12 protein-coding genes are annotated in these 14,767 nt (G+C 62.3%); 7 read left to right on the plus strand and 5 right to left on the minus strand.

Annotated features, from left to right (window positions below; genetic code table 11):
* Nucleotides 1–41 precede the first annotated feature (41 nt).
* Complete coding sequence (locus tag ACYPXD_RS27170; RefSeq protein ID WP_459718704.1) at nucleotides 42–854, plus strand: phosphate/phosphite/phosphonate ABC transporter substrate-binding protein; 813 nt, start codon at nucleotides 42–44, stop codon at nucleotides 852–854.
* 27 nt (nucleotides 855–881) lie between these two features.
* On the opposite strand, the gene ACYPXD_RS27175 is transcribed toward ACYPXD_RS27170, so the two are convergent.
* Genes ACYPXD_RS27175 through ACYPXD_RS27190 form a run of 4 tightly spaced genes read right to left on the minus strand, consistent with a single transcriptional unit; the run spans nucleotide 882 to nucleotide 6,576 of the window.
* Nucleotides 882–2,912: an acetyl/propionyl/methylcrotonyl-CoA carboxylase subunit alpha gene (locus tag ACYPXD_RS27175; RefSeq protein ID WP_459718707.1), complete on the minus strand. Its 2,031-nt coding sequence runs from the start codon at nucleotides 2,910–2,912 to the stop codon at nucleotides 882–884.
* Nucleotides 2,913–2,934: 22 nt separating this feature from the next.
* Nucleotides 2,935–3,723 carry an enoyl-CoA hydratase/isomerase family protein gene (locus ACYPXD_RS27180; protein ID WP_459719630.1) on the minus strand — a complete coding sequence of 263 codons (789 nt, stop codon included), beginning with the start codon at nucleotides 3,721–3,723 and terminating at the stop codon, nucleotides 2,935–2,937.
* Between the two features lie 50 nt (nucleotides 3,724–3,773).
* On the minus strand, nucleotides 3,774–5,381 hold the full coding sequence (locus ACYPXD_RS27185) for a carboxyl transferase domain-containing protein (RefSeq protein WP_459718710.1): 1,608 nt from the start codon (nucleotides 5,379–5,381) through the stop codon (nucleotides 3,774–3,776).
* Nucleotides 5,382–5,394: 13 nt separating this feature from the next.
* Nucleotides 5,395–6,576: an isovaleryl-CoA dehydrogenase gene (locus ACYPXD_RS27190; protein WP_459718713.1), complete on the minus strand. Its 1,182-nt coding sequence runs from the start codon at nucleotides 6,574–6,576 to the stop codon at nucleotides 5,395–5,397.
* A gap of 414 nt (nucleotides 6,577–6,990) precedes the next feature.
* Here ACYPXD_RS27190 and ACYPXD_RS27195 point away from each other — a divergent pair, with 414 nt between their 5' ends.
* The 5 genes from ACYPXD_RS27195 to ACYPXD_RS27215 all read left to right on the plus strand — a co-directional run bounded on the left by ACYPXD_RS27195 (nucleotide 6,991) and on the right by ACYPXD_RS27215 (nucleotide 12,878).
* A complete protein-coding gene (locus tag ACYPXD_RS27195; protein ID WP_459718716.1) occupies nucleotides 6,991–7,776 on the plus strand; it encodes a TetR/AcrR family transcriptional regulator in 786 nt (261 codons plus the stop codon).
* A gap of 154 nt (nucleotides 7,777–7,930) precedes the next feature.
* On the plus strand, nucleotides 7,931–8,149 hold the full coding sequence (locus ACYPXD_RS27200; RefSeq protein ID WP_459719633.1) for a hypothetical protein: 219 nt from the start codon (nucleotides 7,931–7,933) through the stop codon (nucleotides 8,147–8,149).
* 397 nt (nucleotides 8,150–8,546) lie between these two features.
* Nucleotides 8,547–9,881 (plus strand): glutamine synthetase family protein, encoded by a 1,335-nt coding sequence (locus tag ACYPXD_RS27205; RefSeq protein WP_459718719.1) that lies wholly within the window; start codon nucleotides 8,547–8,549, stop codon nucleotides 9,879–9,881.
* A gap of 18 nt (nucleotides 9,882–9,899) precedes the next feature.
* On the plus strand, nucleotides 9,900–11,360 hold the full coding sequence (locus tag ACYPXD_RS27210) for an aspartate aminotransferase family protein (protein WP_459718722.1): 1,461 nt from the start codon (nucleotides 9,900–9,902) through the stop codon (nucleotides 11,358–11,360).
* 207 nt (nucleotides 11,361–11,567) lie between these two features.
* Nucleotides 11,568–12,878: an NAD(P)/FAD-dependent oxidoreductase gene (locus ACYPXD_RS27215; RefSeq protein ID WP_459718725.1), complete on the plus strand. Its 1,311-nt coding sequence runs from the start codon at nucleotides 11,568–11,570 to the stop codon at nucleotides 12,876–12,878.
* 34 nt (nucleotides 12,879–12,912) lie between these two features.
* On the opposite strand, the gene ACYPXD_RS27220 is transcribed toward ACYPXD_RS27215, so the two are convergent.
* Nucleotides 12,913–14,193 carry an FAD-dependent oxidoreductase gene (locus ACYPXD_RS27220; RefSeq protein ID WP_459718728.1) on the minus strand — a complete coding sequence of 427 codons (1,281 nt, stop codon included), beginning with the start codon at nucleotides 14,191–14,193 and terminating at the stop codon, nucleotides 12,913–12,915.
* Between the two features lie 256 nt (nucleotides 14,194–14,449).
* Between ACYPXD_RS27220 and ACYPXD_RS27225 the strand changes: the two genes are divergently transcribed.
* Nucleotides 14,450–14,764, plus strand: coding sequence for a hypothetical protein (locus ACYPXD_RS27225; protein ID WP_459718731.1), 315 nt, complete (start codon nucleotides 14,450–14,452; stop codon nucleotides 14,762–14,764).
* The last annotated feature ends 3 nt before the right edge of the window (nucleotides 14,765–14,767 follow it).

A 14,767-nucleotide genomic window follows, 5' to 3' on the forward strand; every position in this document is an offset into this window, starting at 1 on the left:
ATTTGGCGCAGGCCCGATGATGTGCAAGAATCGGTCGCATCATGAGTGCTCTTCCGTGGGTCGCCGCACTGCCGATGTACAACGTCTCGCCATCGCTGGAAGCATGCTGGCGCGAGTGGATTCTGGACGTGCTGAGCGCCGTCGAACCCGAGGCGCGCGTCGTCGAAAGCGGTAGCGATCTTTCCGCGTTCTGGCGGCGGGACGACCTGCTGCTCTCGCAAACGTGCGGCTACCCGTTGACGCACGATCTGCGCGGCGCGGTGCAACTCGTTGCGACGCCCTGCTTCGATGCGCCGGGCTGCGTCGGCCCTTATTATTCGAGCGCGCTCGTCACGCATGTCGATGCGCCGTTCGCGGCGCTCGAAAGCTTCCGCGGCTCGACCGTCGCGTTCAATCAGATCGACTCGAACAGCGGCTTCAATGCATTGCGACAGGTCATCGCGCCGCTTGCGCGCGGCGGCCGGTTCTTCGGTTCGTCGTTGCAGACGGGTTCGCATATCGCTTCGCTGCACGCCGTGGCCGAGCGCCGTGCCGATCTTGCCGCGATCGACTGCGTGACGATGGCGTTTGTACGCGACGAACAGCCGGCGCTTGCGCATGCGGTGAAGCAGATCGGGTGGACTCAGGCATCGCCGGGATTACCGCTGATTGCATCGAAAGCGGTGCCGGCGGATCGCATCGCCGCGTTGAGAAGCGCGTTGAGAAGCGCGCTGAACGAAGCACTCGCGATACGGCCGGAGCGGGCGCGGCGGCTACGGTTGAAGGGCTTTGAAATGCTCTCGATCGAGGACTATGCGCGCATTACGCAGCTCGAACACGAGGCCATCGAACTCGGCTATGCGCGGCTAGCGTGATAAGGACGCCGGGATAGAGGCCGCGGGTCATTCGCTCGACAGCACGAGCAGTTGCGCCCCTTCGGCGACCTGATCCCCGACGGCATATAACAGCTCCGCCACCGTGCCCGCGGCAGGCGCGCCGATCGTATGCTCCATCTTCATCGCTTCCATCACGATAAGCGGCGCGCCCTTTTCGACCTTTTCGCCGGGCTCGACGAGCACCGCGATCACTTTGCCCGGCATCGGCGCCGTCAGGCGGCCTTCGCCATGCTCGGCATCGGCCGCATGCGCGAGCAGGTTCTGCCATTCGAACGCGAGCGCCTCACCGCGGCAGAACACATGGAACGTATCGCCATCGACGAACACGCGGCCCGTCACGCGCGCATTGCCAAGCGTTGCGCCATATTCGTGTGCCTCGGCGCCGACCCACCATGCAAACGGCTCGCAACGGCCCGCGAATTCGAGCGTCTGGTCGGCGCCGTCGCGCGCGAATGTGACGGCGAATGGCATGTCGCTTTCGACATCGTTCCAGTTCAGCGTCCGTCGATAGCCGCTATTCAGGCGCCAGTGCGCGAGCGCTTGCCACGGCGATGTGCCGCTCGTCGCCGCAGCACCGGCCGCAGCGCCTTCGCGTTCGAGCAAAGCCGCGCATGCCAACGCCAGTGCGGCGTCGAACGGCTTTTGCGCGGGCGCGAACAATGCGTCGCGATGCCGTTCAATCAGGCCCGTATCGAGGTCGGCGCTCGCGAACGGCTCGCTCGTCACAATACGCCGCAAAAACTCGACGTTCGTATGCGGCCCGACCACTTCGCAGGCCTGCAGCGCGCGGCTCATCCGCTGTAACGCGTCGGCGCGCGTTGCACCATACACGATCAGCTTCGCGATCATCGGGTCGTAGAACGGCGTGATCGTGTCGCCCTCGCGCACGCCGCTGTCGATACGCACGGACGCACGCGGGCCACCCTGCAACGCGCCAATTGTGAATTCGACGCCCGCGGGCATGCGCAAATGCTTGAGCGTGCCCGTCGACGGCAGAAAACCGCGCGCCGGGTGCTCGGCATAGATACGCGCTTCGATCGCGTGTCCGTTGAGCTGCAACTGTTCCTGTGTGCACGGCAGCGCTTCACCGGCCGCGACGCGCAACTGCCATTCGACGAGGTCGTGCCCGGTCACCATTTCGGTCACCGGATGCTCGACCTGCAGCCGCGTATTCATTTCCATGAAGTAGAAGTCGCCGGCCGTCATAATGAATTCGACAGTGCCGGCGCCGACATAGCCGACCGCGCGCGCGGCCGCGACCGCCGCTTCGCCCATCGCGCGGCGCAAGACATCGGAGAGCCCCGGTGCGGGCGCTTCTTCGAGCACTTTCTGATGTCGCCGCTGCACCGAGCAGTCGCGATCGAACAGATAGACGGCCCCGCCATGCGTATCGGCGAACACCTGCACTTCGACGTGGCGCGGCCGCGTCAGATACCTTTCGATCAGCACGCGGTCGTTGCCGAAGCTGCTCGCCGCTTCGCGTTTGCACGACGCGAGCGCCGCCGCGAAGTCTTCACTGCGCTCGACAACGCGCATCCCTTTGCCGCCGCCGCCCGCGCTCGCTTTCAACAGCACGGGGTAGCCGATCGCATCGGCTTCGCGCCTGAGCAGATCCGCGTCCTGATTGTCGCCGTGATAGCCGGGGACAAGCGGCACCGCGGCCGCATGCATCAATGCTTTGGCCGCGGCCTTCGAGCCCATCGCCGCAATCGCTTCGACCGGCGGTCCGATAAAGACCATGCCGGCCGCTTTGCAGGCCTGCGCGAAGTCTTCGTTTTCCGACAGAAAGCCGTAGCCCGGATGCACGGCCTGCGCGCCGCTTGCACGCGCCGCGTCGATAATCCGATCGATGCGCAAATAGCTTTCCGCCGCCGTCGAGCCGCCGATATGCACGGCTTCGTCGCAGGCCGCGACGTGCTTCGCGTTCGCATCCGCATCGGAATAGACCGCCACGCTTGCGATGCCGAGCCGCTTGCACGTAGCGGCGACGCGGCACGCTATTTCGCCGCGGTTCGCAATGACAATCTTGTTGAACATGAATTTGCCCTGGCGCTGTGGATTATTGTGTGCGCCACACCGGCGCGCGCTTCTCGAGAAACGATGCCACCCCCTCGCGCCCTTCGGCGCTGGCGCGCACCTGCGCGATCCGCGCGGCCGTTTCCTCGAGCAATGCACGATCGAGGTCGCGGTCCGCGATGTCCTGCACGAGCTGCTTGCAGGCGCGCACCGCGCGCGGTCCGTTCGAACAGAGAATCGCGGCGAGTTGCTGCACGGTGTCGTCAAGCTTGTCTTCGCCGACCGCTTCGCTGACGAATCCCAGACGCAGCGCGGTCGCGCAATCGAACTGCTCGGCCGTCGCGAAGTAGCGGCGCGAGGCACGTTCGCCGAGCGCGCGGATCACGTATGGGGCGATCGTCGCGGGTATCAGGCCCAACCGCGCTTCGGAGAGGCAGAAGTGCGCGGTGTCCGCGGCAATCACGATATCGCAGGCGGCGATCAGACCCATGCCGCCCGCGTAGGCGTCGCCGTTCACGCGCGCGATCACGGGCTTCGAGCAGCGATAGATCGACCACAGCATGTCGGCAAGACGCAAGGCATCGGCGCGGTTCTCGTCATCCGAATAGCCGGCCATCTTCTTCATCCAGTTCAGGTCGGCGCCCGCGCAGAACGCCTTGCCATTTGCGCGGAGCACAACGGCGCGCACATCGTCGCGCTCGCTCAGATCGCGAAACACCGCGGTGATCTCGCCGATCATCGTTTCGTTGAACGCATTGCGCACGTCCGGACGATTCAGCGTGACCGTCGCCACCTGATGCGTGAATTCGACGATCAGCGTTTCAGGCTTCAGTTCATTCACCATTCGAAACTCCTTGCGCGTGGTTGCCGCACCTTGCGCATCTACATCCGGAACACACCGAAACGCGTGTCCTCGATCGGCGCGTTCATCGCGGCTGACAATCCGAGGCCGAGCACGTCGCGCGTTTGCGCCGGATCGATCACGCCGTCGTCCCAGAGGCGTGCGCTTGCGTAGTACGGGTGGCCCTGGTGCTCGTATTGCGCGCGAATCGGCTGTTTGAACGCCTCTTCTTCGGCTGCGCTCCACGTGCCGCTCTTCGCTTCGATGCCGTCGCGCTTCACGGTGGCGAGCACCGATGCGGCCTGTTCGCCGCCCATTACCGAAATGCGCGCGTTCGGCCACATCCACAGAAAACGCGGCGAAAATGCGCGACCGCACATGCCGTAGTTGCCCGCGCCGAACGAGCCGCCGATGATGACCGTCAACTTCGGCACTTTTGCGGTCGCGACCGCGGTGACCATCTTCGCGCCATTGCGCGCGATGCCTTCGTTTTCGTATTTGCGACCGACCATAAAACCGGTGATGTTCTGCAGAAACACGAGCGGAATCTTGCGCTGGCAGCACAGTTCGATGAAGTGCGTGCCCTTCAATGCCGACTCCGAAAACAGGATGCCGTTGTTCGCAACGATGCCGACCGGATGTCCCCAGATATGCGCAAAACCGGTGACGAGCGTTGTGCCGTAGCGCATCTTGAATTCGTCGAAAGCGGAATCGTCGACGATACGCGCGATTACTTCGCGAATATCGAAAGGCTTGCGCGTATCGACCGGAATCACGCCGTAGATGCTCTTCGCGTCGTAACGCGGCGGCTGCGGTTCCCGCAGCGCGAGCGGCTGCGCCTTGCGCCGGTTCAGATTCGCGACGATGCTGCGCGCGATCGCAAGCGCGTGCGCATCGTTTTGCGCGAGATGATCGACCACGCCCGATAAACGCGTGTGCACGTCGCCGCCGCCGAGGTCTTCGGCGCTCACTTCCTCGCCGGTCGCGGCCTTCACGAGCGGCGGGCCGCCGAGAAAAATCGTGCCCTGGTTCTTCACGATGATCGACTCGTCGCTCATCGCCGGCACATAGGCGCCGCCCGCGGTGCACGACCCCATCACGACCGCAATCTGCGGAATACCGGCCGCGGACAGATTCGCCTGGTTATAGAAGATGCGGCCGAAGTGGTCGCGATCGGGAAACACGTTGTCCTGATTCGGCAGATTGGCGCCGCCGGAATCGACGAGGTACACGCAAGGCAAGCGGTTTTCCGCGGCAATCTCCTGCGCGCGCACGTGCTTCTTGACCGTGATCGGGTAGTACGTGCCGCCCTTGACGGTCGCGTCGTTGCAGACGATTACGCATTCCTGCCCGGCGATGCGCCCGATGCCGGTGATCACGCCGGCGCCCGGCGCGTCGTCGTTGTACATGCCGAATGCAGCGAGTTGCGAGAGTTCGAGAAACGGCGTGCCGGGGTCGAGCAGTTGCGCCACGCGCTCGCGCGGCAACAGTTTGCCGCGCGATACGTGCTTGTCGCGCGCGGCCGTGCCGCCCCCGAGCGCGAGCTTGCCGATCCTGTCGCGCAGGTCCGCGACGAGCGCTTCGAGTGCGGCGGCGTTCGCGCGGAAATCGTCCGAGCGCGGGTTCAACTTCGTTTCGATGACCGGCATTGCGTGCTGCTCCCTACATTGTTTCGGCAAACAGTTCGCGGCCGATCAGCATGCGGCGAATCTCGCTCGTGCCCGCGCCGATCTCGTAGAGTTTCGCGTCGCGCCACAAACGGCCGACTGGATATTCGTTGATGTAACCATTGCCGCCGAGAATCTGAATCGCCTCGCCGGCCATCCACGTTGCCTTTTCCGCGGTATAGAGAATCACGCCCGCGCAATCCTTGCGCACCTGGCGAATATGATCTTTGCCGAGCGTGTCGAGATTGCGGCCCACCGCATACAGATACGCGCGGCAGGCCTGGAACGTCGTATAGAGATCGGCGAGCTTGCCCTGGATCAGCTGGAATTCGCCGATCGGCTGGCCGAACTGCTTGCGGTCATGCACATAGGGCACCACGGCGTCCATCACGGCCGCCATGATGCCGGTCGGGCCACCTGCCAGGACGGCGCGCTCGTAGTCGAGCCCGCTCATCAAAACGTTGACGCCGCCGTTCAGTTCGCCGAGCACATTCTCCTGCGGCACCTCGACGTCCTGAAACACGAGTTCGCCAGTGTGCGAGCCGCGCATACCGAGCTTGTCGAGCTTCTGCGCCGCCGAAAAACCGCGCGCGCCCTTCTCGACGATGAACGCGGTAATGCCGCGCGCGCCAGCTTCGGTGTCCGTCTTCGCATAGACGACCAACGTATCGCAATCGGGACCGTTGGTAATCCACATCTTGGTACCGTTCAGCACGTAATGGTCGCCTTTTTTGTCCGCACGCAATTTCATGCTGACGACATCCGAGCCCGCATTCGGCTCGCTCATCGCGAGCGCGCCGACGTGTTCGCCCGACACGAGCTTCGGCAAAAACCTGCGCTTCTGCGCTTCGGTGCCGTTGCGATGGATCTGGTTCACGCACAGATTCGAATGCGCGCCATAGGACAGCCCGACCGACGCGGATGCGCGCGAGATCTCTTCCATCGCAACCATATGCGCGGTGTAGCCCATGCCCGCACCGCCGTATTCCTCGGCGACGGTCATGCCGAGCACGCCGAGATCGCCGAACTTACGCCAGAGGTCCATTGGGAATTGATCGGTACGGTCGATTTCGCCGGCACGCGGCGCGATCTCTTTCGCCGCGAATCCCGCGATGCTGTCGCGCAGCATTTCGATCTCTTCACCGAGTGGGAATTGCAGGCCGGGCAAGTTGCTCATTCGAATCTCCCAGATAAGCGGCCGAACGTGCGGTCGGATGGGCGGCTCGTTGTGAGCCCTGTCGTAAGCCCTGTCGTGAGGCCCATGGTGAGGCTCTGCTGTGAGGCCTATGGTGAGGCCGGACTGCCCGCCATTCGCCGTGCCGCTGATGCGCAACGCGTATGCCGCACTGCGGCAGCCACGGATTTTCTGAGCATGGCTCAGGATTTTCCTCGACTGCCGAATACGATCCGCCGTAGCGATGTACCATCGCAAACGCCGTTACAGTGCGCATTTCACGCCAGATTTACGTAAGCGTCAATAGGTATTTCTGAGCGAAGCTCATAAATCGGCAAGCGTACTGAAGCCTTACGTGCCATGCTAGTATCGACAGGTGCCGGGCCCATCCGGCACTGAAATCTGAATTGGGCTCATATGATGCGCGTAACAAGGGACGAGACACCGGCTTCCCGCCGGCAGCCGGCGGGACGCAAGTCGCAGCAGCGTGTGAAGGAAATTCTCGAAGCCGGCCGCGACGTGTTCTCCGAAAAGGGATACGAGCGAGCGACCACGGCCGAGATTGCGCATCGTCTCGGTATTTCGGAGGCCACCGTATTCAGCTATTTCCGCGGCAAGCGCGAGTTGTGCGCACGCGTGATCGGCGACTGGTACGACGAAATCATCGAAGCGATCGAAGCGGGCTTGCCGCGTGACGGCGGTGTGCGTCAGCAGTTCGCGTTTATCGTTCGTACACATTTACGGCTCATGCTCGTGAACGGCACCGGGTTGTGCTCGCTCGTGCTCTCGGAAGGACGTACGCAGCAGCACGAATTGAGCGAGGCCCTGACGGGACTGCACCGTCGCTATACCGCGCCGCTGATGCGCGTGCTCGCGCAAGGACAGGCCACGGGGCAAGTGCGCGCCGACATGCCGCTGCGCCTCTTGCGCTCGCTCGTATTCGGGCCGATGGAGCATGTGCTGTGGGAAGCGACGCTCGCCAATCGCCGCTCCGATATCGACGCGACCGCGGACCGGCTCATCGACGTGCTGTGGTCCGCACTGCAGCCACCCGACGTCGCGCGCACCGCGCTTGCGCAATTCCGCCATGACGTGAGCGAAGCAACGCGCCGGCTCGAGCAGGCGGAAGCCGCGCTGCGGGACACGCCGCCCGTGCGCGAGACGCGGCGTTCGCGCAGAGAGAACAACAACGGCGGCGCATAAACGCCATGCTTCCACGCATTTCGTGGCGCGGCCCAGGGCACGCGCGCTCCGCGAAAGCAATTGACACGCTTTCTGGCTCGTATATCCTGAATACGTAAGGTCCGTTTAATTTCAACGCGCCAAATCGAGTGTCATCGTGAAAGTCCGAGGCCCTTTGGTAAGGTGGAACCGCAGCCAGCCCGCGAGGTGTCTTCGCGCCGACTGTACCAACGTCGACGGTATCGATAGCGGCATGCAGGCAATACTTGTATTGCGCCGCTTTCTATCCGTCTTTGCCGTCATTTCCCGCCGTTCGGTCAGACGTCACAATATCGTCTGCGCACGCGCCTTCGTCGCCATTCATTCCGACGGCGTCGCGTCCCTGCTGCCCTAGCGCCTCTTCCGGCGTCTCCCTTTTCGCTATCGCTCCATTTCGCCTTGTTGGCGCACGCATTCACGTTGCGCAACGGCGGGTTTGCGCGTGTTCCGGCATAGCTACTGAAGCGACGCGCGCATGCGTTGTTCGAGGTCCGCTCGGCTTGCGGCCTCGCGATGCACCGCGCGTAGCCCGGCTATTCGTATCGCGCGGCGCGATGCGCTGACCGCGGTCGCGCCACAGAACGCTATTCATATCCGTTTTCGGGTCTTTCCAAAATCTGCCGAGCCAAACCATTAGTCATGCAAACAAAGCCCCTGATCGGCATCACTGCCGATAAAACGGGCGCTACAGATACATCGCTCGCGAATCGGTGAAGCACGAGCGTATTGGCAGGCACACAGAGAGAACAATCATGTACGACATCGATGAATTTCTAAAGAAGCACCATATCACCGAGATCGAAGCCATCATCCCGGATATGGCCGGCATCGCGCGCGGCAAGATCATTCCGCGCAGCAAGTTCGAATCGGGTGAAACGATGCGCCTGCCGCAGGCCGTGATGGTGCAAACCGTCACCGGCGACTACCCGTCGGACGGCAGGCTGACCGGCGTGACCGACCCCGACATGGTATGTGTGCCCGATGCATCGACGATCCGCATGATCCCGTGGGCCGTCGATCCGACCGCGCAGGTGATTCACGATTGCGTGCATTTCGACGGCACGCCGGTCGAGATTTCGCCGCGCCGCGTATTGCGGCGCGTGCTCGATCTTTATCAGGAGAAAGGCTGGAAGCCGATCGTCGCGCCCGAACTCGAGTTCTATCTCGTCGATATGAACAGGGACCCGGACCTGCCGCTGCAGCCGCCGATCGGCCGCACCGGTCGCGCGGAGACAGGACGGCAGGCGTATTCGATCGAAGCGGTCAACGAGTTCGATCCGCTTTTCGAAGACATCTACGAGTATTGCGACATTCAGGAACTCGAAGTCGACACGCTGATTCACGAAGTGGGCGCCGCGCAGATGGAAATCAATTTTCTGCATGGCGACCCGCTCAATCTGGCAGACCGCGTATTTCTGTTCAAGCGCACGGTGCGTGAAGCGGCGCTGCGCCACCAGATGTACGCAACCTTTATGGCGAAGCCGATGGAAGGCGAACCGGGCTCGGCGATGCATGTGCACCAAAGCCTCGTCGATATCCATAGCGGCGAGAATCTGTTCACAGGCCGCGACGGCGAGCCGACCGCCCTTTTCCACGGCTATCTCGCGGGACTGCAGAAATACACGCCTGCGCTGATGCCGATCTTCGCGCCGTATATCAATTCGTATCGGCGGCTCTCGCGTTTCATGGCCGCGCCGATCAATGTTCAATGGGGCTACGACAATCGCACGGTCGGCTTTCGCATTCCGCATTCCGGACCCCACGCGCGGCGCATCGAAAATCGTATTCCAGGCGTGGACTGCAATCCGTACCTTGCGATTGCGGGCACGCTCGCGGCCGGTTACCTCGGCATGACGCAGCATCTGCGCCCCACCGAACCGCTATCGAGCGATGGTTACCAGATGCCGTATCAACTGCCGCGCAATCTCGAAGAAGGCCTCACGCTGATGGCCGCGTGCGCGCCGCTTGCCGAAACGCTCGGCGAGCGATTTGTCAAAGCGTACCTGACATTAAAGGAAACCGAATACGAAGCGTTCTTCCGTGTGATCAGCTCGTGGGAACGCCGGCATTTGCTGCTGCACGTCTAACGACAACGGAGCCAAACCATGAGCCTGACGACAGAAGAAACCGTCTTTGCGACATCGACGCCAGCGTCGACAGCAGCGACGAACGATAAACGGCCACGCGACACATCGCGGCATGCACGCAGCACCGCCGACTATCGCGCGCTCGACGCCGCACATCATATCCATCCGTTCTCCGATATGGGAACGTTGAACCGTAGCGGCAGCCGGGTGATTGTGAAGGCCGAAGGCGTCTACCTGTGGGATTCCGACGGCAACCGGATTATCGATGGAATGGCTGGCCTGTGGTGTGTGAACGTCGGCTATGGCCGCAAGGAACTCGCCGACGCCGCCTACCGCCAGATTCGGGAGCTATCGTTTTACAACACGTTCTTCAAGACTACGCATCCGCCTGTCATCGAGCTGTCGGCATTGCTTGCCGAGTTGACACCCGCGCCGTTCAATCACTTCTTCTATTGCAACAGCGGCTCGGAAGCCAACGACACGATGCTGCGTATCGCGCACCGGTATTGGGCCGTGCAGGGCAAGCCCGGCAAGAAGTATGTGATCTCGCGCAATAACGGTTACCACGGCTCGACGATCGCGGGCGGCACGCTCGGCGGCATGGACTCTATGCACGAGCAGATGCCGTCGCCGGTACCGCATATCGTGCATATCGACCAGCCGTATTTCTTCGGCGAAGCGGCGGCCGACGTCACGCCCGACGCCTTCGGCCTCGAACGTGCGCGGCAACTCGAAGCGAAAATTCTCGAGCTGGGCGCGGAGAACGTCGCGGCGTTTATCGGTGAGCCTTTCCAGGGGGCGGGCGGTGTGATTTTTCCGCCAGCGAGCTATTGGCCTGAAATTCAGCGGATTTGCCGCCAATACGATGTGCTGCTCGTCGCCGATGAAGTGATCGGCGGTTTCGGCCGCACCGGCGAATGGTTCGCGCACCAGCACTTTGGCTTCGAACCCGACCTGATGACGCTCGCGAAAGGAATGACAAGCGGGTATGTGCCGATGGGCGCGGTCGGCTTGCACGATCGCATCGCCCGCGCGCTGATTGAAAACGGCGAGTTCAATCATGGCATGACCTATTCGGGTCATCCGGTCGCGGCCGCGGTTGCCATCGCCAATCTCACGTTATTGCGCGAGCAAGGCATTGTCGAGCGCGTCAAGCACGAAACGGGGCCGTACTTTCAGCGGCTGTTGCGCGAGACCTTCGCGGGACATCCGATTGTCGGCGAGGTCGAGGGTGCGGGCCTGGTTGCCGGCGTCCAGTTCGCCAGCGAAGCCGCCACGCGCCGGCGCTTTGACAATGGCGCCGAGGTCGGCACGATCTGCCGCGATTTCTGCTTCAACGGCAATCTGATCATGCGCGCGACGGGAGACCGCATGTTGCTTTCGCCGCCGCTCGTTATTACGAAGAGCGAAATCGATGAAATCGTCGAGAAGGCAAAGCGTGCGATCGATGCAACCGCGCGACAGATCGAAGACCACTGAAGAAACATAAGACGCGAGCGCGCCGGCGCTTCGCGTCCGCAACATGTGCGCCACGCAATCGCGGTCCAGCCCACGTTACGGTGAATTAACTCAATGTCCACACGCATGGGGCAATCATCCGGTATGAACGACAAACACCGGTAGAATCCGGCCCGTCGCCCGACGACGTCACGCTTCGTCCCGGTACACCATCGGAACCACCCCTCAATGACTACCTCCCTCGATCACCGCGCCGACGCACTGATCCAGAACTCTTACTACGAAGCCAACGTCTCCCGCCCCGCTACCGACGACCCGGTCTTCAAAGGCACGCTCGAAGCCGACGTCTGTGTGATCGGTGCGGGGTTTTCGGGCCTGTCCGTCGCGCTCGAGTGCCGCGCGCGCGGCTTGTCCGTCATCGTGCTCGACGCACACCGGCCCGGTTGGGGAGCATCGGGTCGCAACGGCGGGCAGATGCTGGTCGGCTTTGCCAAAGATGAAGCGATCGAGCAGGCGCTCGGCACGGAAGGCGCCCGCGCCGCGTGGGCTCTGTCCGTCGATGGCGTCGCACTCGTGCGCGAGCGAATCGAGCGTTATCGAATCGACTGCGATTTCACGCAGGGCTATCTGACCGTCGCCACCCAAGAAAAGCGGATCGCGGACCTTCGCGCCTGGATGGATGCGGCCGCGACACGCTGGGGTTATCCGCACCTGCAATGGATCGACCGCGATGCAATGCGCTCGCGCATCGCATCCGGACGCTATCTGGCCGGCGTGTTCGACCCGCTCTCCGGGCATTTGCATCCGCTCAAATATTGCCTCGGCCTCGCCGATGCAGCGCGTAAGGAAGGCGCACGACTTTTCGCTCATTCGCCGGTAGTCGAGGTAATACGCGGCGCCCAACCGGTTGTGCGCACAACGAGCGGCGAAGTGCGCTGCCGTTTTGTTGCCGCATGTGGGAACGCTACGCTTGAAAACGTGCTGCCCCCGGCAATCGCCGCACGCATTGCGCCGATTGCGTCCTATATCGTTGCGACCGAACCGCTCGGCAAAGCGCGCGCGGATGCACTGATTGCCGGACGTGCCGCTGTCTGCGATAACAACTTCTTCCTCGATTACTTTCGCGTATCGGCGGACCACCGCTTGCTGTTCGGCGGCCGCGCAACGTCGACGGGCATGGCACCCGCGCGGCTCAGCGAGGCTATCCGGAAGCGCATGCTGACGGTTTTCCCGCAACTCGCCGATGCGCGCATCGAATATGCATGGGGCGGTTTCGTCGATGTCACGCGCAATCGCGCGCCCGACTTCGGCGCAATCGATCCGAATTATTTCTACGTGCAGGGCTTTTCGGGCCACGGCGTCGCGCTAACCGGCATCGCCGGCCGCGTCGTTGCACAGGCGATCGCGCAAGACCGTGCCGCGCTCGAGCTGTTTGCCGGGATCCGTCACGCGCGCTTTCCGGGAAGCCCCGTACTGCGCGGTCCCACGCTCGAACTTGGCATGCTGTATCACCGGGTTCGCGAGTTGTTTCAGGCGTGAGCGAGCCGAATGCGGAGGTCCACCGGTTAAAGCATTATTCGAACTCACGCCGGGTCGCGGTCACGACCTGCTGTTTGAGAAACGGAACAACGTTGACGACGCGCATCGTCGATCGAACAAAACCGAGCATCGCTCGTCCCGCGACCGGCCGATGAAGCAGGCTTCGCTCATCGTAACGCTCGCGTGATTTCAAAACCGCCGCGAAGCCGTATTGCCGCATCTGAAGTTCGTATGCGGCAACCGCCGTGCCCAGCGTTGCATGACCGCGCAGGACGCTACCCAACTCATGCGACAGCAACGCCGCATCGCGCAGTGCGGTATTGGCGCCCGCGCCACCGCCCGGTGTCATCAGGTGGATCGCATCGCCAAGCACCGTCACGGATCGCGTTGGCCACGGCGCGACAGGGGCGGACGTCCGAATATTGCCGATAAACAGGCTGTCGCGATCGGCGGCGGCATAAAGCGACTTCAGGTGAGCATGCCAATTGCGCGTCGCCTCGAGAACAAGCGCGAGATGATCGGTGTCCGGCACCAGCGGGTTTGCCGACCAGTTCGAAGCCGCGCCCCAAACAGCCCATGTGACGACGTCGCGCCTGTCGACGAACTGCATTCCAGGCCACCGGGCATAGATGTCTCGCGGCTCGTCGAAAGAAAGCGCATGCACGACTCCGCCAAAACCTTTCGGTGCAAGAACCAGTGTGATGCCACCCAATATTTTCGCGGGCAGTAGTGCTCGCGTACTGGCGTCTAACGGCGTTGTTCCCGCGATTCCCAGTATGCCGGTTTCCTCGATCTGCGCGTGGGGCAGCAACTGGCTGCGCACCCTCGAATTGGCGCCGTCGGCGCCGACGATAAGATCGGCTGTTACGCTGCTGCCATCGGCGAAATGTGCGGCGACCGTGCCATCGTCAAGTTCGGTGTAGCGTTCGAATCTTTTACCGAAATGAACCCTGTCTTCGAGGCCGCACATCATGACCTGTCTCAACGTAAGACGCGTCGCGGAACGCCCGACACCTACATCTCCGGCGTCCACGCTGAGCGTTTCTTTAAGCTGCTCGGTCATGTAATTCAGGTACCGCGGCGTACGCGCGCATGCGGCGTTGAAGAAATCGATGACGTCTTCCGGCAGGCATTCCTTCAACGCCCTCATGCCGATGCCGTCGATCCCAATACGATATCCGGGCGGCCCATCGACTCGCGTGCGATCGCGCTCAAATACATTGACTTCGATTCCCTGGCGATGAAGGCCATGTGCGAGGCAAAGGCCCCCGGTTCCTGCGCCTATGATCGCAACACGTAAAGGCTTTCTGTTCATATCGGCGGCTTCCGACGGGTCGGGATTGCGAGGTGTATGCCGGGCGTCTCCCCGATTGGGATCCAAACCCGACGATCGAATCCTTGCGCAAACGACTGAATCCGCCCGGGCTAAATCCGAATCCAGGCCGCATGCGGCGAACGAATCCAGTCGCGGAAATCGACATCGATATTTGAGCATTCAACTATGCGCGAATGCATGCGCGTGCAGGTACGATCCAGGGTGACTTGAATATCCAAGTTTCTTCGAGGTGTCCATGCAATACGTCTGGCCGTTTCTTGTCGGAGCGTTCTTGTGTAATTCGATCCCTCATCTGTGTGCGGGTCTGCAGGGACATCGGTTTCCCACGCCCTTTGCGCGACCACCCGGCGTGGGCGATTCATCGCCGGTCGTCAACATCGTGTGGGGATTCACGAACCTCGTTCTCGCCCTGGTTGTTGCACGGTATCGCTGGAACGTGCCCAGCACAGCACCGGATGGCGTGTCGGCCCTGGCGGGTGGACTCGTTACGGCGCTGTCCCTTGCTTTCCATTTCGGAAAGGTTCAGCGCCGCAAGGGCGCGCGAAGCTAGTCA

The sequence above is a fragment of the Paraburkholderia sp. 2C genome, assembly GCF_054589215.1.